The organism is Streptomyces sp. NBRC 110028 (assembly GCF_001417735.1).
In the GTDB taxonomy this organism is placed as follows: Bacteria; Actinomycetota; Actinomycetes; order Streptomycetales; family Streptomycetaceae; genus Streptomyces.
On sequence record NZ_BBUZ01000025.1, the window covers coordinates 640,330 to 662,884 of the forward strand.

The 22,555-nt window shown below is 72.4% G+C and carries 17 protein-coding genes; 5 read left to right on the forward strand and 12 right to left on the reverse strand.

The features are described 5' to 3' along the window. Positions 1-101: 101 nt before the first annotated feature. Both ASC60_RS15025 and ASC60_RS15030 read left to right on the forward strand, forming a co-directional pair. Entirely contained in the window at positions 102-995 is an 894-nt protein-coding gene (locus ASC60_RS15025; protein ID WP_055551135.1) for a DUF5753 domain-containing protein, read from the forward strand. 9 nt (positions 996-1,004) lie between these two features. Further along, positions 1,005-1,205 (forward strand): DUF397 domain-containing protein, encoded by a 201-nt coding sequence (locus ASC60_RS15030; protein WP_055550930.1) that lies wholly within the window; start codon positions 1,005-1,007, stop codon positions 1,203-1,205. Between the two features lie 106 nt (positions 1,206-1,311). Here ASC60_RS15030 and ASC60_RS15035 read toward each other — a convergent pair whose 3' ends face one another. The 3 genes from ASC60_RS15035 to ASC60_RS15045 are packed head-to-tail and all read right to left on the reverse strand — an operon-like array spanning position 1,312 to position 4,337. After that, on the reverse strand, positions 1,312-2,808 hold the full coding sequence (locus ASC60_RS15035) for a tripartite tricarboxylate transporter permease (RefSeq protein ID WP_055550932.1): 1,497 nt from the start codon (positions 2,806-2,808) through the stop codon (positions 1,312-1,314). A gap of 3 nt (positions 2,809-2,811) precedes the next feature. After that, a complete protein-coding gene (locus ASC60_RS15040) occupies positions 2,812-3,345 on the reverse strand; it encodes a tripartite tricarboxylate transporter TctB family protein (RefSeq protein WP_055550934.1) in 534 nt (177 codons plus the stop codon). Beyond that, the gene (locus ASC60_RS15045) at positions 3,342-4,337 is read right to left on the reverse strand and encodes a tripartite tricarboxylate transporter substrate binding protein (protein ID WP_063787142.1); all 996 of its coding nucleotides are present in this window, start codon (positions 4,335-4,337) and stop codon (positions 3,342-3,344) included. Before ASC60_RS15045 ends, ASC60_RS15040 begins: the two co-directional genes overlap by 4 nt. Positions 4,338-4,495: 158 nt before the next feature. Here ASC60_RS15045 and ASC60_RS15050 point away from each other — a divergent pair, with 158 nt between their 5' ends. The 3 genes from ASC60_RS15050 to ASC60_RS15060 all read left to right on the forward strand — a co-directional run bounded on the left by ASC60_RS15050 (position 4,496) and on the right by ASC60_RS15060 (position 8,977). Further along, entirely contained in the window at positions 4,496-5,173 is a 678-nt protein-coding gene (locus ASC60_RS15050) for a response regulator (protein WP_079038402.1), read from the forward strand. 70 nt (positions 5,174-5,243) lie between these two features. After that, positions 5,244-7,403, forward strand: coding sequence for a hypothetical protein (locus ASC60_RS15055; protein ID WP_055550936.1), 2,160 nt, complete (start codon positions 5,244-5,246; stop codon positions 7,401-7,403). Beyond that, on the forward strand, positions 7,400-8,977 hold the full coding sequence (locus tag ASC60_RS15060; protein ID WP_055550938.1) for a hypothetical protein: 1,578 nt from the start codon (positions 7,400-7,402) through the stop codon (positions 8,975-8,977). Before ASC60_RS15055 ends, ASC60_RS15060 begins: the two co-directional genes overlap by 4 nt. Before the next feature lie 6 nt (positions 8,978-8,983). Here ASC60_RS15060 and ASC60_RS15065 read toward each other — a convergent pair whose 3' ends face one another. The 9 genes from ASC60_RS15065 to ASC60_RS15105 form a co-directional block, all read right to left on the reverse strand. After that, on the reverse strand, positions 8,984-9,640 hold the full coding sequence (locus ASC60_RS15065) for a transcriptional regulator (protein WP_234356949.1): 657 nt from the start codon (positions 9,638-9,640) through the stop codon (positions 8,984-8,986). 85 nt (positions 9,641-9,725) lie between these two features. After that, positions 9,726-10,526 carry a Cof-type HAD-IIB family hydrolase gene (locus ASC60_RS15070; protein ID WP_055551140.1) on the reverse strand — a complete coding sequence of 267 codons (801 nt, stop codon included), beginning with the start codon at positions 10,524-10,526 and terminating at the stop codon, positions 9,726-9,728. A gap of 168 nt (positions 10,527-10,694) precedes the next feature. Continuing rightward, complete coding sequence (locus ASC60_RS15075) at positions 10,695-11,573, reverse strand: phosphatase PAP2 family protein (RefSeq protein WP_079038403.1); 879 nt, start codon at positions 11,571-11,573, stop codon at positions 10,695-10,697. A 94-nt stretch (positions 11,574-11,667) separates the two neighbouring features. Next, on the reverse strand, positions 11,668-12,693 hold the full coding sequence (locus ASC60_RS15080; RefSeq protein ID WP_055550944.1) for a LacI family DNA-binding transcriptional regulator: 1,026 nt from the start codon (positions 12,691-12,693) through the stop codon (positions 11,668-11,670). A 25-nt stretch (positions 12,694-12,718) separates the two neighbouring features. Next, the gene (locus tag ASC60_RS15085) at positions 12,719-14,380 is read right to left on the reverse strand and encodes a glycoside hydrolase family 13 protein (protein ID WP_055550945.1); all 1,662 of its coding nucleotides are present in this window, start codon (positions 14,378-14,380) and stop codon (positions 12,719-12,721) included. 247 nt (positions 14,381-14,627) lie between these two features. Beyond that, entirely contained in the window at positions 14,628-16,271 is a 1,644-nt protein-coding gene (locus ASC60_RS15090) for an IS200/IS605 family element transposase accessory protein TnpB (protein WP_079038404.1), read from the reverse strand. A 236-nt stretch (positions 16,272-16,507) separates the two neighbouring features. After that, complete coding sequence (locus tag ASC60_RS15095) at positions 16,508-18,484, reverse strand: hypothetical protein (protein ID WP_055550947.1); 1,977 nt, start codon at positions 18,482-18,484, stop codon at positions 16,508-16,510. A 95-nt stretch (positions 18,485-18,579) separates the two neighbouring features. Then, a complete protein-coding gene (locus ASC60_RS15100; protein ID WP_055550949.1) occupies positions 18,580-21,717 on the reverse strand; it encodes an alpha-N-acetylglucosaminidase in 3,138 nt (1,045 codons plus the stop codon). Positions 21,718-21,817: 100 nt separating this feature from the next. Beyond that, complete coding sequence (locus ASC60_RS15105) at positions 21,818-22,486, reverse strand: response regulator transcription factor (protein WP_055551144.1); 669 nt, start codon at positions 22,484-22,486, stop codon at positions 21,818-21,820. Positions 22,487-22,555: the final 69 nt, after the last annotated feature.

Consider the following 22,555-nt stretch of genomic DNA (forward strand, 5'->3'; position numbering starts at 1 on the left):
GACGGTTTCCAGATTGCAACTTGTATGGCTTGATTACCTCCAACGAGTGGCCTCGGCTGGGCCAAGCAGTGCAGACTGCTCACGAGTTGGAGGAGGTCGACATGGGGCTACGGACCAACCCGTCGCATCGACAGAGGCGTTTGGGTCTGGAACTGCGGAGACTGCGCAATGAACGCGGCCTTTCCGCTGCGGAGGCGGGCGCCTTCGCAGGTCTCGGGTCGCCGCACCTCGGACACATCGAAGCGGCTCGAACGGCCATTCCCGAGGCGAAGCTTCGAGCACTGCTCGCTGGGTATGGTTGCCAGAATGAAGCATTCGTTGACGCCCTGGTGGCCATGAGCGAGTCCAAGGGGAGGGGGTGGTGGTCGGACTACCGCAGGTCCCCGCTTCCCCAGAGTTCCCGTGACCTCGCGGAGCTGGAGGCGGCTTCGGTCGCTCACCGCTCGTTCCAGTGGATGTACGTGCCCGGGTTGCTCCAGACCCCTGAGTACGCGAGAGCCCTCACCGCCGGTGGCGAGCCCGAGGCGGACAGCAGCCTGCTGGACACCTACGTCGAGTTCCGGCTGAAGCGTCAGGACGTCCTGGCCGGGGAGTCCCCACCCATCTTCCACGCGGTCATCCACGAAGCGGCGTTCCACATGCAGTTCGTCGATCACGATGTCATGCGCCGCCAGATCGAGCACTTGGTGGAGATGGCCCGGCTGCCGCACGTCCGCATTCAGCTTCTGCCGTTCAAGGCGGCCCTTTCTCCGGCGACACCGGCCACGGCGTTCGTCCTCTTCGAGGCCGAGGTGCCCGAGCTGAACACGGTCTACGTGGAACACCCGGTGTCCTCGGCGTTCCTCGGGGAGCAGGTGCATCTTGCTCAGTACGGCACCGCTTTCGAACGCCTCACGGCTGCGGCACTGTCACCGATTGCCCCGAGTCCCGAACCTGAGTCCTATAAAAGGAGCGACTCCCTTAGGCTCGTGCAGCATCTGCTGTACATGCTATGAGGAGGACCCATGGCCGGACTTGCATGGCGGAAGTCGAGTTTCAGCAGCGGAGTCGGGGGCCAGGACTGCGTCGAGGTCGCGGACGCGCCCCAGCGCGTCATACTCCTGCGCGAGAGCGACGACCCGGGGGTCGTCATCGCCACGGACCCGGACCGGTGGGCGGCCTTCGTGCGAGGGGCCAAGCAGGGCACCTTCGACCACCTCGCGTAAGGGGGGCGCGTCAGGGGCCACACGCCCACGGCAGCGCCCGCCTCTGCTCTCCGCAGAGGCGGGCGTACGTCAGGGCGTGCTCGGGCCCTGCGTCAGGGCCCTGGCGTCAGAACCGCGCCTCCGCGCGGCGCGGCAGCAGCTTCCGGACCCCCGGCCAGGCCACGATCAGGGCGATCACCACGTACACGGTGATCGCGAACGGCGTGTTGACCAGGCCCGTGAGGCTGCCGTCGCTGATCTGGAGCGCGCGGCGCAGCTGGAGTTCGGCGCCGGGGCCGAGGATGACGCCGATGACGGCGGGCAGCACGGGGAGTCCGTAGCGCCGCATGAGCAGGCCCAGCAGGCCGATGATGAGCAGGATGACCAGGTCCAGCGGCTCGCCGCCGACCGCGTACGCGCCGACGGCCGCGAAGAAGAGGATGCCCGCGTAGAGGTACGGCCGGGGCACCTTCAGCAGTTTGGCCCAGAGGGGGGCCAGCGGCAGGTTGAGGACGATCAGCAGGCCCATGGCGATGAAGAGCGAGGCGATCAGGCCCCAGACGAGGTCCGGTTCGCGTTCGAAGAGCAGCGGGCCGGGCTGGATGCCGTACTGCTGGAACGCGGCCAGCATCACCGCGGCGACGGCGGTGGTGGGCAGGCCGAGGGTGAGCATGGAGACGAGGGTGCCCGCGGCGGACGCGGAGGCCGCCGACTCGGGGCCCGCGACGCCCTCGATGGCGCCCTTGCCGAACTCGTCGCGGTGCTTGGAGAGCCGCTTCTCCGTCACGTAGGAGAGGAAGGTGGGGATTTCGGCGCCGCCCGCGGGGATGGCGCCGAAGGGGAAGCCGATCGCGGGGCCGCGCAGCCAGGGGCGCCAGGTGCGGCGCAGTTCGGCCTTGCCGAGCCAGGGGCGGCCGACGGGGATGGGCTGGTCGGGGCGGGTGCGCAGGTGCAGGGCCACCCACAGCGCCTCGCCGATGGCGAAGAGCCCGACGGCGACGATCACCACGTCGATGCCGTCGGCGAGCTGCAGCGAACCGAAGGTGAGCCGCTGTTGCCCGGTGAGCCGGTCCAGGCCGACGAGGCCGAGGGTGAGGCCGATGAGCAGGGAGGCGAAGCCGCGGATGCGGGAGCTGCCGAGGACGGAGGTCACGGCGACGAACGCCAGGACCATGATGGCGAAGTAGTCGGGGGCGCCGATGTCGACGGCGAGGTCGGCGACGGTCGGGGCGAGGAACACCAGCAGTGTCGTGCCGATCATGCCGCCCGCGAAGTGCCCGATGGCGGCGGCGGCGAGGGCCTGCGCGCCGCGCCCGGACTTGGCCATGGGATGGCCTTCCATGGCGGCGACCACGGCCGCCGTCTCACCCGGGGTGTTGAGCAGGATGGACGTGGTGGAGCCGCCGAACATGCCGCCGTAGTAGATGCCCGCGAACATGATGAACGCGGCCGTGGGATCGAGCCCGTACGTGACGGGCAACAGCAGCGCGACCGCCATCGCCGGGCCGATGCCGGGCAGCACGCCGATCGCGGTGCCCAGGAGCACACCGACGGCCGCCCACAGCAGGTTGATGGGGGAGAGGGCGGTGCCGAAGCCGTCGAGGAGGGAGTTCAGGGAATCCATCGGTCAGAGCACCCCCATCAGCGGGCCGCCGGGCAGCGGCACCGCGAGCAGCCGGTCGAAGACGAAGAAGGTGACCACGGACAGGACGGCCGCGATGATCGGGTCACGGTGGAAGGAGCGGCTGCCCAGCGCGTACGCGGAGCCCCAGAAGAGCAGCGCGCCGGAGAGGGGGAAGCCGAGGGGCTGGATGAGGACGGCGTTGCCGAGGAAGACCCCGCCGAGGAGGAGCACGGTGCGCCAGTCGCCGGGCGCGCTCAGGTCGATGTCCTCGCCGCCCTCGGCCTCGCCCCGCCCGCCGCGCAGCACGTCCACGGCGAGGAGGACGGCGACGAGGAGGAGCCCCGCGCCGACCACGAGCGGCACGGTCTTGGGGCCGACCGGGCCGCGCTGGGTGAAGCTGGTGTCCATGGTGAGGGCGTCGGAGAGGACGAGGACGCCGAGGACCAGCAGCAGCGCGCAGACGCCGAGTTCGGAGCGGCCGCGCAGGCGGTCCGCGAGCCCGGTGGGCTCGGCGGGGGAAGTGGGGTCGGGGGTCAAAGTCCCAGCTCCTTCAGCACGGTGTCCACGCGCTTGTCCTGCGCGTCCAGGAAGCGCCCGAAGTCCTCGCCCGGCAGATAGGCGTCGGTCCACTGGTTGCGCTCGACGGCGTCCTTCCACTCCTTCGAGGCGTGCAGCTTCGCGATCAGGCCGGTGAGCTTGTCGCGTTCGCTGTCGCTCAGGCCGGGCGGGGCGACGATGCCGCGCCAGTTGGTGAACGTCACGTCCAGCCCGGATTCCTTGAGCGTCGGCGCGTCGAGCCCCTCCGGCCGCTCGGCGCTGGTGACCGCGAGCACCCGGAGGTCGCCGGACTTGATCTGGTCGAGGTATTCGCCGATGCCCGAGACGCCGAAGGCGACCTTGCCGCCGAGGACGGAGGCGAGGAGTTCGCCGCCCCCGTCGTAGGCGATGTAGTTGACGGTCTTCGGGGCGATCCCGGCGGCCTTGGCCATGAGCATGGGGGCCAGGTGGTCCGGCCCGCCGGGGGAGGAGCCGCCGCCCACCGGGAGCGAGTGGGGCTTCGCGCGCCAGTCCGCGAGGAGCTGGTCGAAGGTCCGGTACGTGGAGTTCTTGGCGACGACCACGATGTCCGGCTCCTCGGTGAGCCGGGCCACGGGCGTGGTGTCGGCGAGCGAGGAGGGCGCGTGGTTGGTGTGGACGGCGCCGACGACGCCCAGCCCCATGGACATCGCGAGCTTGCCGTTGCCGCGCTCGGCCACGAGCTGGCTCAGCCCGACCGTGCCGCCGGCGCCGGGGAGGTTGAAGACCTCGATGTTGTTGGCGAGGTCGGCGTCCTCGGCGCTCTTGGCGGCCGTTCGGGCGGTGATGTCGTAGCCGCCGCCGGGAGTGTTGGGCACCATGAAGCGCAGGCCCGGAATGTGGGTACCGTTCGCGGAGCCGTCCCCGGAGCTGAGCAGTGGCGGGGCGAGGAGGACGAGCAGGGCCGCCGAGAGCACGGCCAGCGGGGTACGCAGGGCAGAAGGCAGCGGCAGACTCGGACGCTGTCGCACCTGGTGACACCACCTTTCGGACTTGCCTGTGAGGTGCGCCACATGTTGCCTATGGGTTACCGGGCTGTCTCGCTTCCGGTATTAAAAGATTTTGTGGTCGTTGTGGTAGCGGGCACGTTCGCAAGAGAGGGGGCCGGTCGGTGACGACAGTGCTGGTCGTCGAGGACGACTTCATGGTCGCCAAGCTGCACACCCGCTATGTGGCGGCCACGGACGGCTTCACCGTCGCCGGGGTCGCGCACACCGGGGCCGAGGCGCTGCGCGCCGCCGATGAACTCCGCCCCGACCTCGTGCTCCTCGACATCTATCTGCCGGACATGGACGGCATCAGCGTGCTGCGCGAGCTGCGCGCGAGGGAGGACGGCGGGCACCATGTGGACGCCCTGTTCGTGACGGCCGCCAAGGACGCGCATCTCGTGCGCGAGGCGCTGCGCGCGGGGGCGCTGCACTACCTGATCAAGCCGTTCGACCGGGCCGCGCTCCAGGACCAGCTGCGGCACGCGGCGGCCCTGCGCGCCCGGCTCGACACCCTCGGCGAGGCCCGCCAGGAGGACGTGGACCAGATCTTCGGCGGGCGCCCGCGCGCCTCCCGCGAGCTGCCCAAGGGGCTGGCCTCGCACACCGCCGACCTCGTCGAGCGGACCCTGCGGGCCCACGCCGACGGGCTGTCCGCCGCCGAGTGCGCCGAGGCGGGTGCCTTTTCGCGGGTGAGCGCGCGCCGCTATCTGGAGTACTTCGCCGATACGGGCCAGGCCGAGGTCACCCTGCGCTACGGCGGCACGGGCCGCCCCGAGCATCGCTACCGCTGGATCGCCTGAGCGTCGAACGCGGGGTACAGGGGCGCGTCACGGGGGTATAGCGGGGGAAGGGCGAGCCACGGGGGGCACGATGGGGAGCGGCCTGTACAACCTCGGCCGGGTCATGGACACACTGGCTCCCGCGCTGCTCGGGATGCCGCCGGGCGGCGGTCCGTGGGGGAAGCGCACGTTTCCGGCGGGCGAGCCGGTGGTGGAGGTCGTCGGCGGCCGGGCCACCGGCAAGACGGCGCTGCTGGACGCGCTGTACGACGGCTACCACGCCTGGGTGCCCACGGCCCGGGTGGACCTGGGGGAGGCGCCGTACTCGGCCGGCGATCCGGGGGACCGGGCCCGGCTGGACACCGCGAGCGCGTCCCCGGTGACCAATCTCCTCTTCACCGTCTCCCACCAGCTCGGCTACGAACGCGACGGCAGCAGGCACACCCTGACCTTCCCCCGGCTCGCGCCCGCGCTGCTGGTGATCAGCGCGTGGCGGCCGGAGTCCCGGGGCCGTGACGCCCCGCACCGTGACGACGTGGCGCCCGCCGATCTGGTGGCGGCGGAGGAGGAGTTGGGGGACATCCTCGCGCAGCGCGACCCCGACCCGCAGGCGCGGAAGGTGGTCGTCGGCCGGTGGCTGAACGCGCTGGGCGGGGTCGTGGCGGGGCTGCTGCCCGGGGTGCCGGGGCTCCAGGAGGTGCTGAGCGCCGCCACCGACACCCTGCTCGCCCGCAGCGACGACGGCCGGGACGGCTCGTCGTGGTGGCGCTCCCATCTGGACCGTATCGACGGCGACGCCGTGCAGCGGCTGTTCGCGCTGGTGCGGAAGTTCCGCCGAGGGGGAGCGGCCCGGGCCGAGGTGGAGGCCGATCTGATCGCCGCCCTGCTGGCGGACATCAACGGCGCGTACGGCCCCTGGAAGCGCAGGACCCAGCATCCGCCGCTGATCCTGCTGGACAACGTGGACGAGGCGCTGCGCGAGCGCTTCCTCGGCCCGTTCGTCGACCGGTACGCGCGGGACAGCGGGGAGTGGCGCGGGCGCGGGCGGATCATGCTTCCCGTCGTCTTCGCCACCTCGCTCGGGGACGGCTCGGCGCAGCCGTCCCTCACCACCGACGTGCCCCCGTGGACCAAACCGGAGCGGTGCCCGCCGCACGTGTGGCTGCTGCGGCTCGGCATTCCCAAGGTCGACGACGCGGAGATCCGTTCGATGCTCGGCGACGACGCCGCGTACCCGCCGTCGCTGCCCGACGTCATCGCCCGGCTGAGCGGCGGGCGTACGGGCGACGCCCTGCTGCTCGCCGGGGCCGCGACCGCGCGGCTGGACGAGCCGGGCCCCTTCGCCCTCGACCGGCTGCTGTCGCTTGCCGTCCCCGGCTCGGCCGAGCCGGTGGGCGCGCGGTTGCTGGAGCGGCTGCTGCCGGAGGGGGACGTACGGGAGGAGGTGCTGCGGATCGCGCCCGCGCTGGACGCGGAGGCCGCGGCGCGGCTGCTCCGGGCCGACCGGGCCGCGCTGCCCGGCATCAGCCCCGAACTGCGCGTCAGACGGCTGCGGGACGCCACCTTGGAGCGGCCGCACTGGGACCACCGGCCCTGGCCGACGCGGCACCCCGAGCGGACGCCGCTGATCACCGACCGGGCGCTGCGCGCGCTGCTGCTGCATCGCTTGAGAACGGGGGCCGACGAGGCGCGCTGGACCGGCCTGCACGCGTTGTCGGCCGCCTGTTACAACGACGGGGACGTGCGGTCGGACGACTCCGACCGGCACGACCGGCGCTATCTGCACCACGCGCTCGCCCAGGGCCGCATCGACACCCTGGTGGCGCGGGCGATGCACTACCGGTATCTGCACCGCGCCCCCGCCGAGTGGCTGGGCGACCTCAACCTGATCGCGGCCGCACCCCCGGCGCGGACCGGTTTCGCCCCCGGGGAACCGCCTGACGACGCGCCCGGCTGCGCGTCCTGTGAGTCCGACGCCGATCAGCGGGTCCACGCCGCGATCCGGCTGCTGCTGGCCACCGTATGGCGGCTGTCCGCGCCGCTGTCGGCGGTGCCGCCGAGCTACCGGGACGCCGATCTGGTGCATGTGCGGACCGCGCTGGAAGCCCTGTGCTCCGACTACGGCAACAGCCCGCGCCGCGAGCGGGCGTACAACGCGTACGTCGACGCCATCGCCGACGGCGGCTGGATCGACGCCCTGGTCAGCGGGGTGCAGGCCCCTGATCTTCCAGTCAAGGGAAGTAGCCGATGATCCACGCCCTGACCCACGCCCTGACCCGTCCCTTCAGAACCGTCCGCAGCCGGCACTCCGCCCTTCCGCCGATCCGCCGAACCTTGAACTGGCTGCTGGTGGGGCTGGTGGTGGGCGGCCTGGTGGCGGTCGGCATCGTCACGCTGACGCCCGACCGCTCGTGCGGCGCCGGGGTCGACAAGCGCGCGGGCGACGAGGAGTGCACGGGCGTCACCGACGGCGGCTACGCCTTCATGGCCGAACTGGGCCCGGTGTCGGACCGCATCAAGGCCGAGAACGGCAAGGTCACCAAGAGCGGCAAGGCGTACGCCACCATCGCCCTGATGATCCCCCTGACGTTCCGGGAGGACGACGTGGCGGAGCGGGCCCAGGTGGTGCGGGAGGTCCAGGGCGCCTATCTCGCCCAGTACCGGGCGAACCACGAGAGCGGCGACGAGCCGTCGATCCGTCTGGTGCTCGCCAATCCCGGCCGCGACATGACCCGTTGGAAGGAGGTGTCCGACCAGCTCGCGGGGATGGCGCACTCCGGGAAGGACCGGCTGCGCGCGGTGTTCGGGTTCAACCTCAGCGTCACCCGGACCGAACAGACCATCGCCTATCTGACCAGGGAGAAGGGCATCGCGGTCGTGGGCGGCCCGATCACCGCGGACGATCTGGGCAACGACCGGGAGCACCCCCGGAGGTACCCCGGGCTCGCGAAGATCGTTCCGTCCAACCGCGACCAGGCGCGGGCGCTCACCCACCATCTGAAGGTGAAGCCCCGGGACACCTTCCTGGTGGAGGACACCCACGCGGACGACCTCTACGCGAGGTCGCTGCGCGCCGCCTTCCGCGCGGAGACCACGGGAACGCCGTACTCCGAGCAGTACGACTCCTCGAAGGCCATCCCGAACGACTTCGTCCAGATGGTCAACAACCTCTGTGACTCCCGGGCCACCACCATCTATTTCTCCGGCCGCCCGCCCGCGCTCGCCCAGCTGATCAGGGCCCTGGGAAGGCGCGGCTGCGCGGATCGGCACTACCGCGTGGTCACGGTCTCGGGCGCGTCGACGCTGGCGTACGACCCCGCGATGGACTGGGGCGCCTTCTCCTACGGTGCCGGGCTGACCGTCGAGTACGCGACGATCACCCACGAGAGCGCCTGGACCACCGGCAACCCGCCCGCGACGGGCGGTTCGGCGGCCGATTTCCGGGACTTGAGCACCCTCGCCGGCGGCGGGGGCAAGACCTCGGCGGCCGGTGACATCGGCCCGACCGGGCTCGCCGACGGCCGGACGATCACCACCTACGACTCCGCGACGACGGCCATCGCCGGCATCCGCAACCGCACCACCACCAAGGGGCAGGTGCCGGACCTGGACTCCATCGCGGCGGCGTGGCCTCGGCTGCACGGGGACCAGATGGTGCGCGGGGCCGGCGGCTGGATCTGCCTCAATGGGTACGGGACGCCGTACGACAAGGCGGTGGCCATCGTGAAGCTGTCGCCCAGGAAGGACCGGCACATCGAGTTCGAGAAGCTGGCCTGGCCGGACGGCCACCCGCCCGCCGAACAATGCACGGCCGCACCGGACTGAGACCGCTCACGGCGCGCGCAGGTAGTTGTAGACCGTGGCGCGGGAGACGCCGAGGAGTTCGGTGACCACCCGCACCGAGTGTTTGACCTGGAGGAAGCCGCGGGTCTGGAGGGAGCGGACGAGTTCCTTCTTGGCGGCGGTGCCCAGGCTGCGCGGGGTGTGGCCGCGGGCGGCGGCGAATTCCTCGACGACGGTGCGCAGCTCGGTGACGGTCCGGGCCCTCAGGGTCTCCGGGAGGGGCTGTTCCTGATCGTCGGTGCGCACCAGGTTGTTGAGGCTGCGGGCGACGCTGGCGAAGAGGGAGACGTCCAGGTTGAGGCAGATGGCGGCGATGTAGGTGCCCGCGCTGTTCTTGATGCCGATGGACGTGCTCTTGGCCGGGCGGCCGTCGGGGAAGCGGTTGGAGTAGTTCTGGACGATGCCGGGGAAGTCGGGGTCCTCGATGCGGGCGAGGCCGAGTTCGGTGGCCGGGTCGCCGACCGACCGGCCGGAGAGGTTGGACTCGATGGCCCGGATGGCCTGGTCGGGGCGGCGCAGATCGTGCAGCACCACCTCGCACAGGCCGGGGAACATCCGGCCGATGGCGGTGACGATCTTCTCGGCCTCGCGCAGCAGCACGTCGTCCTCGGCGCTGTCGCGCGGCTCCTGTGGTTCGGCTCGCACCTTGGACATTCTGTTTAGTTGTGAATGTAGGGTCAAGGTCTCTTGGGGCCACTCAAGTGGAAGACAAGCGGGGAACAAGGTCCATTCAAGCGGGCGCGACGTGCGCGAACAGTCGTTCCAGCACCACCGCCACCCCGTCCTCGTCGTTGCGCGGCGCCACCTCGTCGGCCAGCGCGATCAGGTCCGGATGGGCGTTGCCCATCGCGACCCCGTACCCGGCCCAGCCCAGCAGCGGGATGTCGTTCGGCATGTCGCCGAAGGCGACCGTGTCCGCGGGGGTGAACCCCATCCGCTCCGCGGCCAGCTCCAGCCCCGCCGCCTTGGTGATGCCCGAGGGCAGCACCTCGATCATGCCCTTCTCCGAATGCGTCACCGACACCTCGCCCGCGCCCACCCGCGCGGCGGCCGCCGCGACCCGGTCGTCCGCCACCTCCCGGTGGCGCATCAGCACCTTCTCGATCGGCCGCGCCCACAGCGCCTCGCGCTCCACCCTCTCGTCCCAGCCCGGCCGCCGCCCGTCGGCGAACCCGGCCGTGACCACGAAGCGGTTCTCCGGCGCGGCCGTCACCACGGCCAGCTCCAGCGGCCCCGCCCCCAGCGCCTCCTCGGTGCGCTCCACCACCGACCGGGCCAGGTCGCGGTCGAGCGCGGCCGAGACCAGCAGCCGGTCCGCGGTCGCGTCGTACAGCTGCGCGCCCTGCCCGCACACCGCGAGCCCCCGGTAGCCCATCGCCACCAGGAACTCCCGGCAGGACGCGGCCGGGCGCCCGGTGACGACCAGATGCCGCGCCCCGGCGCGGACCGCGGCGGCCAGCGCCGCCCGGGTGCGCGGCGAGACCGTCAGATCGCCGCGCAGCAGGGTGCCGTCGAGGTCGGTGGCCACCAGCCGGAAGCGCGGCCCCGCGGCTCGGGGGCGCGGAAGCAGGACGCCCGGCGATGCCTCCGGAGCGGCTTGCGGAGAGGCGGGAGTGGCGGAAGTGGCGTCAGCGATGTACACGGTGCATCAGAATGGCGGGTCGGCCGGGGACGATCAAACCGTGCAGGCAGGCGCCGATCAGGCCGTACGCAGCTCACCCTCGCGCTCGGACGCCCGCCGCCGCCCGGTCACCTGCTTCGGCAGCCGGTACGGCAGCGCCCCGTACCAGGCGTACGAGAGGCCGAAGCCGAAGGACAGGCAGACGCCGCCGCCGACCGCGTCCATCCAGAAGTGGTTCGCCGTCGCGACGATCACCAGCAGCGTCGCCGTCGGGTACAGCAGACCCAGCAGCCGCACCCACACCGGGCGGGCCAGGGTGGCGATGGTGAGGCCGCACCACAGCGACCAGCCGATGTGCATCGAGGGCATCGCCGCGTACTGGTTGGACATGGTGGCCAGGTTCCCCGAGGCCATCGAGCCCCAGGTGTGGTGCACCACGACCGTGTCGATGAAGTGCCCGCCGTGCATGAGCCGGGGCGGGGCCAGCGGGAAGAGGTAGTAGCCGAGCAGGGCCACGCCGGTGGTCGCGAAGAGGGCCAGCCGGATGGCGGCGTAGCGGCCCGGATGCCAGTGGTAGAGCCACACCAGCACGCTGAGCGTCACGATGAAGTGGAGCGTGGCGTAGTAGTAGTTCATGCCGACGATCAACCAGCTGATCGAGTCGACCGCATGGTTGACGCCGCGTTCGAAGCCCATCCCGAGCCGGTGCTCCCAGTCCCAGACCCAGCCCGCGTTGCGCAGCGCCTCGGCGCGCTGCTCGGGGACGGCGTTGCGGATCATGGAGTACGTCCAGTAGGCGGCCGCGATCAGGGCGACCTCGAACCAGAGCCGGGGTCTGCGGGGCGCGCGCAGCCGGGCCATCGCGGTCCGGCCCGCGGCCCGTCGCGCCTCGGGCTCCTCGATGGGTGACGGGGTGGCCGTCTGGCCCGCCGTGGTCCGAGATGTCGCTTCACCCATAGGGCAACAGTCTGCCAGACCGCGTCCATCCGGAGGCCACCCATAGGTCGCTTCTTCGTCGCTTATGTCCGATGCAAGGCAGGCTTATGCCCCGTTATGGGTGGGCGCCGTGCGCCGCGGCGGTCGACCCGCGGACCACCAGTTCGGGCAGGAAGACGAACTCGCTGGGCGGCGCCGGGGTGCCGCCGATCTCCTCCAGCAGCGCCCGCACCGCGGCCTGCCCCATCGACTGCACCGGCTTGCGGATGGTGGTCAGCGGCGGATCGGTGAAGGCGATCAGCGGGGAGTCGTCGAAGCCGACCACCGAGACGTCCTGGGGGACCCGCAGCTCCCGCCGGCGGGCCGCGCGTATGGCGCCCAGCGCCATCATGTCGCTCGCGCACACCACCGCCGTACAGTCCCGGTCGATCAGCGCGCCCGCCGCCGCCTGACCGCCCTCCAGGGAGTACAGCGAATGCTGGATCAGCTCCTCCGACTCCTCGGGAGGCATCCCCAGCCGGTCCCGCATCGCGTGCTGGAAGCCCTCGATCTTCCGCAGCACGGGCACGTACCGCCTGGGCCCGAGCGCGAGCCCGATCCGGGTGTGCCCGAGGGAGACCAGATGGGTGACGGCCAGCAGCATCGCCGCCCGGTCGTCGGGGGAGATGAACGGCGCCCGCACCTTCGGCGAGAAGCCGTCCACCAGCACGAACGGCACGCCCTGGCCGCGCAGCTGGTCATAGCGCTGCATATCGGCCGAGGTGTCCGCGTGCAGCCCCGAGACGAAGATGATCCCGGCCACGCCCCGGTCCACCAGCATCTCGGTCAGCTCGTCCTCGGTCGAGCCGCCGGGGGTCTGGGTGGCGAGGACCGGGGTGTAGCCCTGGCGGGTCAGCGCTTGCCCGATCACCTGGGCGAGCGCGGGGAATATCGGGTTCTCCAGCTCGGGCGTGATCAGTCCCACCAGCCCGGCGCTGCGCTGCCGCAGCCGCACCGGCCGCTCGTAGCCGAGGACGTCCAGGGCGGCGAGGACGGACTCGCGGGTGGCCGCGGCCACGCCCGGCCTGCCGTTGAGGACGCGGCTGACGGTGGCTTCGCTGACCCCCGCCTGGGCTGCGATGTCGGCAAGCCGTGCGGTCATGGAGTGGGACCTTACCGGTCGCATGTCAGATTGCCCACCACGCGCAGGATTCGGGAGGAATACGCACCGTACCGGCGCCGTAGGCCAGCGGCGCGGAGGACAGCAGCGCGCGCCCCGGGAGCGGCAGCTCGACCTCCTCCCCGAGGGTGTTGAGCGTGCACACGAAGCCCGGGCGCGCCGGCGCCAGCACCCCGGCCGGGGCGTTCAGCCAGCTCATCGGCCCGTCGCCCAGCCCCGGCAGCTCCCGGCGCAGCGCGAGCGCGCCGCGGTACAGCTCCAGTGTGGACCCCGGGTCGCCGGTCTGCGCCTCCACCGAGGCGTCGCCCCAGCCGTCGGGCTGTGGCAGCCAGCTGCCGCCCGGCCCGAACCCGTAACTGGGACCCGACCGCGACCAGGGCAGGGGCACCCGGCAGCCGTCGCGGCGGCCCTCCTGACCGTCCTGACCGTCCTGCCCCTCGGCGGAGGTGCGGAAGAACGCCGGGTCCTGGCGGGCCTCGTCCGGCAGGTCGGTCACCTCGGGAAGGCCCAGCTCCTCGCCCTGGTACAGATAGGCCGACCCCGGCAGCGCCAGGGTGAGCAGGACCGCGGCCCGGGCCCGCCGCAGCCCCTGCCCGGGGCGGCCGTCGGCGTACCGGGTGGGGTGCCGGACCACGTCGTGGTTGGAGAGCACCCAGGTGGTGGGGGCGCCGACCGAGGCGGTGGCGGCCAGCGACTCGTCGATCACCTCGCGCATCGCGGCCGCGTCCCACGGGCACTTGAGGAACTGGAAGTTGAACGCCTGGTGCAGCTCGTCCGGGCGTACGTACAGGGCCAGCCGCTCGGCGCTGGGCGCCCAGGCCTCGGCGACGCCGATCCGCATCCCCGGGTAGGAGTCCAGCAGCCGCCGCCAGCCGCGGTGGATCTCGTGCACCCCGTCCTGGTCGAAGAACGGCAGCACCTGCGAGCCGATCAGCTTGGCCTGCTCGGTGCGGCCGATGTTCGGCAGCCCCGGGGCCTTGACCATGCCGTGTGCGACATCGATACGGAATCCGTCCACGCCCAGGTCCAGCCAGAAGCGCAGCACCGAGTCGAACTCCTCGCGGACCTCCGGACAGTCCCAGTTGAGGTCGGGCTGCTCGGGCGCGAACAGGTGGAGATACCACTCGCCCGGGGTGCCGTCGGGTCCGGTGGTGCGGGTCCAGGCCGGGCCGCCGAAGACGGACTCCCAGTCGTTCGGCGGCAGTTCACCGTCCGCGCCCCGGCCGGGACGGAAGTGGTACCGCTCGCGGGCCGCCCCCCGAGGCCGGTCCGCGAGCGCGCTGACGAACCACGGATGGCGGTCCGATGTGTGGTTGGGGACGACATCGACGATCACCCTCAGCCCCAGCTCATGGGCGGTGCGCACCAGATCGTCGGCGTCCCCGAGGGTGCCGAAGAGCGGATCGACGGCGCGGTAGTCGGCCACGTCGTAGCCGCCGTCGGCCTGCGGCGAGGCGTAGAACGGCGTCAGCCAGACGGCGTCCACCCCGAGCCGGGCCAGATACGGCAGCCGCTCGCGCGCGCCGCGCAGATCCCCGATCCCGTCGCCGTCGCTGTCGGCGAAGGACCGGACGTACACCTGGTAGATGACGGCGTCCCGCCACCAGGCGGCCGCTTCGGGCGATCGCCTCGGCTCGGCCTGGAGGGAGGTCGTGAGCTCCTGGGTCATGCCGGTGAACGTAACAGCTCTGCAATGGCTTGCGGAAGAGCTTGCAGGGGTGGGTGGCGCCAAAAGGCGCACCCCTGGGCCTTATGGCGACCCTGTCAAGCGCCTGGCGGCTACCACCGGGACACGTGGGCGTAACGATTCGGGTTTTCTTGCAGAAAATCCTCGCAAGATTTTTCCGGAGGTCTTTCCGGGGTCCCGTGGCTCAGCTTCTCGGTGGTCTTCGCCCGCACCTCGGCCGCACTGGCCGTTATGCCGTGTCGCATGTGAACCGTTCCTCGGGACTGAGCAGGAGTGAGTCCTGTGTCCAGGACTGTTGCTCAGCCGCGTGCTCCGAACGGTGTTGGGCACGCTGGTCGTCCGCTTTCTCTCCGCTGCCGGGCGGCACGGATCTCGTCCGTGGTCCGGGAAGGCGGGGGCGGGGTTCCTCACGCCGTCGGATCTCCGGTCGGGCCTGGGCGGTCCGATGCCCCACACGATCGCTCCGGTCGTGTGGGGGCGGTGTCGTCCGTCGCCGGATCGGGTGTCCGAGGGCGCGTCGCCCGATCGCGATGCTGGCCGCATCGTGCCGGGAAACCTTGCGGTTGCTGGTGGTGAGGGGCTGCTGCCAGTGCTGGGCGCCCCAGCGGGAGGTATAGGCCGGATCGACCGCCACGATCGCGATGTCCTGCTCGGCGGCCATCGCCACCAGCCGCGCTTTCAGCTTCGCGGTGGGGAAGCGGGAGATCAGGCGGCGGAAGCGCTTGTTGCGGCCGTACTTCTCCCGGCACCGGCCGTCGGTGAAGTCCAGGTCCTCGATCGCGATCGCCCCCGCCACGGTGGCGCGGGTGTGGTGCAGCAACCTCGTGAGCACGTGCCGGATCTGGGCGTCCCGGTGCCGGGCGCTCCCCGACAGGTCGTAGAAGAAACGGCGGGGCTCGCCCACCGGATTGCCGTGGATGTCCAGACGCCAGGCGGCCAGGTGATCGTCGTTCATGTCGACGGCGACCACACCCCGGGCGAGCGCCGCTTCCAGCGGCAGTACGGGGACGGGGGCGCGCTTCCAAGAGGCGGTCACATACCAGCGGCCGCGTACTGGGTCGTGGTGGATGCGGTAGGCCACCGCCCGGTTGTTCGTGATCCGGTCCCGCCATTTCTCACTCCGGTGCTGGAACGCCACGGTCGCGTCCAGCACATACCGGCCGTGCGGTGCGTTGGCCAGCTGCGCCAGGGTGGCGGGGAGTTTGATCGAGAGCTGTCCGGTGGCGGTGATGCGAATGGTTTCGTTGCCCAGGCGTTTGCCGGACTCCCCGTCGGCGGCCAGGAACATCCGCGCCGCCTTCCACCGCTCTCGCCACGCCTGCTCGCTCAGCCCTGCCTGGTCCAAGCGGTGACGCAGGCGCGTGAGTTTCTTCCCGCCCCGCGCCACCCGCACGCGGCCCGCTGCCCAGTCCGTCTCCACCCGAGCCAGCCGAACCCGCAGCGCGTGCAGGCGCCGGGACTTGGCATGCCACTCGGCCCGCGAACCGTAGCCGCGCACCACCCCTTCCCGCTTGTCCGCTTTCGCCCCCAGCGGACGGACCAGCCGCGCCTGGATCGACGCGATCTGCTTGCGCAGCCACGCCATCTCGGCTGTCTGCCCTCGCCGGGCCAAGGCCCACTGATCGTGGGCGGCCTTAGTGATACTGCCCGCCCACCGCGCCGACGAGACCCCCGTCAGCTCCCGCTTGCGCACCGCCCAGGTCTTACTGTCGTGCTCCAGGCCCTCCCGGGAACGCACCGCCAGATCACCCGCAGCCAGTGCACCGAGAAACACACCCACCTCGGTCAGAACCGCCGCATCGAGCCTCGACACGTGGAGCCGCGCCCGAACGGCCGTCCCCGTTGGGCCAGGCACTACGAACGGCACCACCACCCCCCGTACGACGCCCAACCCCTTCACCCCCACCCGGTATCGAAGATGCTGTCACTCCATCCAACGACCCCCGCCCACAAAGGACACGCATTCGATGAACCACCTCCCGTTCCCATCGGCCCAAGGCCCGCACGCACGCATGTCTCGGCCATCGGCGCCAAGCTCACTCATGCTTGTCGCCGAAGTGCACACGTACACGGTCGAACGACAGTAGCTCCGAACCCCGCGGCGGGCGCTCAGCGCAGGGCGTCCAGCCGGGCGCCGTTCCTCAGGCGGGCCGTGAGGGTGGCGTGGGCGCCGGGCTTGACCGGGACGGTCAGGGCGCGGCCGTGGGATCGGCCCCTCACGCCGCCGCTCGCCGCGATCCCGTGCACCTGGCGGCTGCCCGCGGCCAGCAGGAACCAGTGGCCGGACCGGGCCTTCCACAGCACGCCCGCCAGGACGCGCGGTGCGCGCGGCCCGCAGGCGGGGGAGCCGTCCGCCGCGGCGGCGACCGCGCCCGCCGAGCCCCGGCGGGTGTTCCACGGCTGGAACTGGGCCAGCACCCTGCTGCCCGCGTCCCGCCAGGTCTCGGCCCGGGTGCACAGCCAGGCCGCCCGGCCGCCCGCCTCGGGCAGCCGCTGGGTCCCGAACCGCCAGACGTTCACCGACCGCACCCCGCGCCCCGCCATCACCGGCAGCCGGCAGGCCGTCCGCGCCCAGTCGAACCGGGCCGCGCGGCCCGCCACATCGCGCGGCCCGCCACGCGATCTGGCCCCGGGGTCGCCGTACGTCAGCCGGGCCGGGGCCAGTTCGCCCAGGTCGGCCACCAGCCGCGAGCCGAACCGCAGCGCGGGCCAGCCCCGGCACGGGCGCAGCCGCGGCATGGTGCGCACCGGGCCGGTCACCCCGTCGGCGGCCAGGCGCACCGGGCGCGGCCGGTCGGTGGGGCGCAGCAGGTCCCGTACGGAGACGTGGCGCACCCAGGGGGCGGCCAGATAGCGGACGTTGCCATCCGCGCGGCCCAGCACCAGCGCGGTCGAGGCGGCCGCGTCCGCCGCGTCGAGGCGGGCGAGGTCCAGCGCCACCGCACCGCTCTCGCTGCCGCGCCCCTCCGCGTACCGGGCGACGCGCAGCCCGTCGTACAGCAGCACCACCGCCGCCTGGTCCACCACGCCCGCGTACAGCAGCTGCGGCGGCCCGGACGGCGGCCCCGACTGGGTGCCCGCCGTGGCCGACACCCGCACCGAACGGCCCGGCCGCGCCCAGACCGCCAGCGCGCGGCGCAGCAGCGCGGTGTCGCCGAGCCGGTCGCCGCGCGCGGGCCAGGACGAGAAGTCCGCGCGGGTCGCGGTGCGCCACGCGGCGGGTTCGGCGCGCGTCAACCGGTCGGGGTCCAGCGCCCGTTCGGAGGAGGGGTTACGGGCGTAACTCGGCGCCGCCGCGCCGCTTCGCCCCCAGCCCTCGCCCGGCATCCCCAGCAGTGACCCGCACACCACCAGCGCCACCACGGTCACCAGCAGCGCCCGCAGATGCTGGCGGCGGCGCATCAGATCGGTGGGCCGCGCCTGCAGCGAACAGGGGTCGAACTCGGCCGACTCCAGCAGCGAACCGTCGTCCCGGCTGCCCGCCGGCTCCGGCACCTCGTCCGCCTCGTCGAGCGCGTCCCGCGCGTCCTCGACGCCCGCGGCCTGCAGCAGCGCCCGCACCTCGCGGTCCTCCAGCCGCTCCAGCTCGCGCAGTACGTACGCGGCCCGACCGGGGCCCGACAGCTCGGACAGCGCCTTGTCCAGGGCGAGTTCATCGGCCCCGCCGGAGCGGGGGAACAGCCGCAGCCCCCACACCAGGGGCAGCGGCGCGGTCAGCGCCCACAGGCGCCGCGGCCGCGCGGCCCGCAGCGCGGAGCGCAGCACGCGCAGCCGCACATAGGCGTATCCCGCGTCGCCCGCCGCGCCCTTCGTGCCGCGCTGCCACGGCAGTTCGACTTCCTGGGCCTCGGGCCTGCTCTGGTTGCGCGGCAGTGCCCGCTGCGCCAGCGCGTGCGCGGCCAGCACGCGCCGGGTGCGGCCCATTCCGGGCGGCAGGATGAGATACGCGAGCCGCACCAGCCGCGGATAGTGCTCGACGATGGCGGCCTCGGCCTGCTCGACGTCGATCGGGCCCGCGGCCTCGGCGGTGTCGTCGAGGCCGGCGGTGTCGTCGAGGGGGGTGGCTGTCGCCTGCTGCTGCTCCACGTGGCGTAAACGAGCGGCGGTGGCAGGAGGTCACCGGGCGGGCGGCTCCGCCACCGGCACGTGGTGGCGGAGCGTTGACGGGGAAGCGTGACGCGTCAGCTCACGCGCCAGCCGCTGAACTCGACCGTGCCGCGCGCCCCGCTGCCGCCGTGGGCCGCGCTCATGAACAGCCCGGCGTCCTGCGCGGCCGCCGCGCCCGGCACGGTCACCGTCGCCACCTCGCGCCAGTTCGCGCCGTCGTCGGTCGACAGCTCGCCGGTGCAGGAGGTGGCGGAGGCGCGCGTCAGCCGCAGCAGCACCGGAGCCTTCACGCCGGTGATCCGCTGGTAGGTGTCGAGCGTGCCGTCGCCATGGGAGTCGTACGACAGGACGACCCCGTTGGCGGGCGTGACCGACAGGTTCAGGAATCCCGGGGAGCCCGCCGTCGCCAGCGTGTTGCGGACGATGATCCCGGCGCGGGCCCAGGGCCCGGTGACGGCCTGCGCGTCCACCTTGACCGTCACCGCCACCCCCGCCCGCAGCGCGCCCTCCCGGTACGCGGCGCCGAACTCGGCGGTCGCCTTCCACAGGTCCTGGCCCGCCCCGTCGATCGCGAACCGCTCGCCCAACTGCCCGAACACCGCGCCGTTGTTGGTGACCGTCTTCCAGCCGCCGGCCAGGGGGGCCGCCACCCACAGGGTGCCGGTGCGCACCGCCCGCACCGGGTCCTCGCCGCGCGGCCCGTACCGTACGGCCAGCTCGTACGGATACGGCTTCAGCGGATCGGCCGGCGGGTCGTCGGGCGCGGTGGCCCGCCAGTGGACCGCGCCGCTGCCCGCCGCCGGCACCGACGGCAAGGAGGTGGGGCCCTGCGGCGCCGGGTCCAGGCCGCTCACGGTCAGGTCGAAGTCGACGCGGCCGGTGGCCCGCAGCCCGTTGACGTTGCGCAGGGTCGCGGTGATGACCCCGGAGCCGCCCGGCGGCAGCGTCCCCGGCTCCGTGCCGACGGTCAGCGTCCCCTGGTACGGGGCCTTGGCCAGCGCCTCGTACACCCGGCGCGCCGTGCGCCACGCGTCCGCGACCGGCCGGACCGGATAGCTCTTGCGCTCCCGCGTCCACGGCTCCTCGAGCGCGTACCAGTCGAAGGCGCGCGGCGCACGGCCTTGGGCGAGCGCGTCCTCCAGCTCGTCCAGGTAGGACTGCCACTGGGGCAGGTGGAAGTCGCCGATGAGGCCGTGCCAGTCGCGGTTGGCGTAGTTGGCGAGCTTGCCGGTGTCCGCGGCGCCCCGGTCCGCCCAGGTGGTGATGAGGGCACGCGCGGCGAACTCCAGCTGGACGGACTCCTCCTCGCCCGAGGCCATCCGCTTGGCGTCCTCCAGCCAGGGGCCGAGGAGCAGACGCCGGTGGGTGCCGGTGATGTCGTCGCTCAGCCGCATCAGCTTGAGCCACAGCCGGGACAGCGCCCGGAAGGTGTCCAGGTCCTTGCGGGCCCACGCGTCCGCCAGCTGCGGGGCGAGCTGCCAGGAGCGGTTGGCGAGCGCCTGCCGCGCGGTGTCGGCCAGGTCGTAGCGGTACGCGTCGCTGTCGCGCAGCCCGGCCCGCACCCCCAGCAGCGCCGCCAGGGCCGCGTCGAAGCGGGCGGTGTCGAAGGCGGGCACATGGGTGGCGTAGTACGTGCCCGAGCGCGCGGCGACCGAGGGCCGGGAGGCGAAGACGGAGTCATGGGGGCGGCCGTCCTTGCTGCTGATCTCGTACGCGGTGTCGCGCAGCGCCGCGAACGCCTCCCGCGCCTTTCCGTCCGGAGCGCCGTAGCGGACATCGGCGTAGGTACGGAACCACTCGTCCCGGTCCACCGCCTGATCCCGCCACGCCAACTCGCTGAACAGCTCGAACGCCGCCGGATCGCGTTCGACCGCCTCCGGCATGTACGCCGTGCCGGCCAGCTTGCTGCCCGGCTTGTCCCGCCAGACGGTGAACCGCTGCGCCCAGATGTGGGCCTTGGCGCCGATCGTCGTGCGGCCGCCGAAGTTGGGGATCGTGCCGAACGCGTACGGCACCGAACCCCAGTCCTTCTCCCGGTCGGTGATCGTGTCCAGATCCGACAGGCCGTCCACGACCAGCATGTGATCGTGGTTCACCGCGTCCAGCAGGTCGCGCCGGGGGTTGGCCTGCCAGCCCAGGATCACCCAGATGGCGCCGGGGCGGGCGGTCTGCAGCGCCTTCTCCACGGCGCGCGCGGCGTCCGGTACCGAAACGTCACCGGCATTGCCGCCTTCATGAAGCAGATCCATCTTGAACAGGTCGCACTCGCCGAACAGGTCCTGCTGGTGGCGGTAGAAGGCCGCGGCCACCTCGTGGAACGCGTCGGTGCGCGGGTCGAGCCAGTCGGGCCGCCGGAGCCCGTTCCAGTCGCCCTGCGGCACGGTGCGCGCCCCCGGGTTGCGGTCGGCGAAGCCGTCGGGGACGGTGCCGAAGTAGCCGGGGAAGACGGGCCGCATGCCCAGCTCCCGCATCCGGTCGGCGATGCGCCGCCCCAGATCGGTCCGCTTCTCCATCAGTGCCGTGGACACCGGGCCGCCGTACGCGCTCATGTTCTGCATCAGGAACCACGGCTGGTGGGCGGGGGTCGGCAGCCAGGCGCGCACCTCCGCGTCCGTGTAGCCGTAGTCCTGGAGCAGCCGGTGGTAGACGGCCTCCTGGCCCGCGGTGACCAGCAGCTCGTTGCAGCCGTGGAGGGCCGCGATGTCGATCAGGTGTTCCCAGCGGTCCCAGTCGGCGAACGGGGCGGTGTAACCGTCGTGGGTGTCGTTGAACGCGAAGCGGTGCGGCAGCGCGGTCGACCGCTCGACGGTGCCGCCCGGCGCGGGCAGCCGCTTGGGCAGGTCCAGCTGATCGCCCGCCCAGGTGATCTGGGCGTGACAGGTGTACTTGAGGTACCAGTGGACGCCGGTGAGCAGCACCGCGGGGCTCGTCCCGGCCACGGTGATCCGCCCCGCCTTACCCGTGACCTCGAACCGTTCCTTCGTCCCCTTGGGGAGGGCCACCAGCCGGAACTGCCCGGCGTGCCGCGGCAGCAGGCGCCGCAGCGCGGCGTGCGCGGGCGCGGTGTCGAAGGCGGTCACGGCGGTGTCCTGTGCGCTGTCCTGTGGTGGCCGCGGGGTGTCGGCCAGCGCGGGGGAGTGAGCCCCTAACGCGGCCCCGGCCCCGAGTGCTCCGGCGGTTCCGATCAGCGTGCGTCTGCTCAGGTCGCTCATGCGCCCCCCAACGGACAACGGCCAACGGTGGTGGTGCGCGAGGCACTTAACCAGCGATGCGGGGCGGGAGCAATGGGGCGCGCGCCGGGGGAAGCGCCGGTCAGCCGCCGCTCGCCTCCGCACGCCCCCGGTCCAGGTACGCCAGCACGGCCAGCACCCGGCGGTTGTCGTCGTCGGACTGCGGCAGGCCGAGCTTCCCGAAGATGTTCGAGGTGTGCTTGGCGACGGCCCGCTCGGTCACCACCAGCTGCGCCGCGATCGCCGCGTTCGATCGGCCCTGCGCCATCAGCTCCATCACCTCGCGCTCCCGGGGCGTCAGATGCCCCATCGGCCGGTCCTGCGAGCGCCGGGTCAGCAGCTGCGAGATCACCTGCGGGTCCATCGCCGTACCGCCCTCGGCGACCCGCCGCACCGCGTCGATGAACTGGTCCGCGTCGAAGACCCGGTCTTTCAGCAGATAGCCGATCCCACCGCTCCCGTCGGCCAGCAGCTCCCGCGCGTACAGCTGCTCCACGTGCTGCGACAGCACCAGCACGGGCAGCCCCGGCCGGTCCCGCCGCGCCGCCAGCGCGCACTGCAGGCCCTCGTCGGTGAACGACGGCGGCAGCCGCACGTCCACCACGGCCACGTCCGGCTTCAGCTCCGCCAGCGCCCGCGTCAGCTCCGGCCCGCTCTCGACGGCGGCGGCGATCTCGAAATCGTAGGCCTCCAGCATTCGCACCAACCCGTCCCTGAGCAGGAACAGATCCTCGGCAACGACTACGCGCACGGCGGGCTCCATGACGTCATCGGGCCCGGAACGGGACTCCGGGCCGAATGCGTCGAATGTACCGTCGCG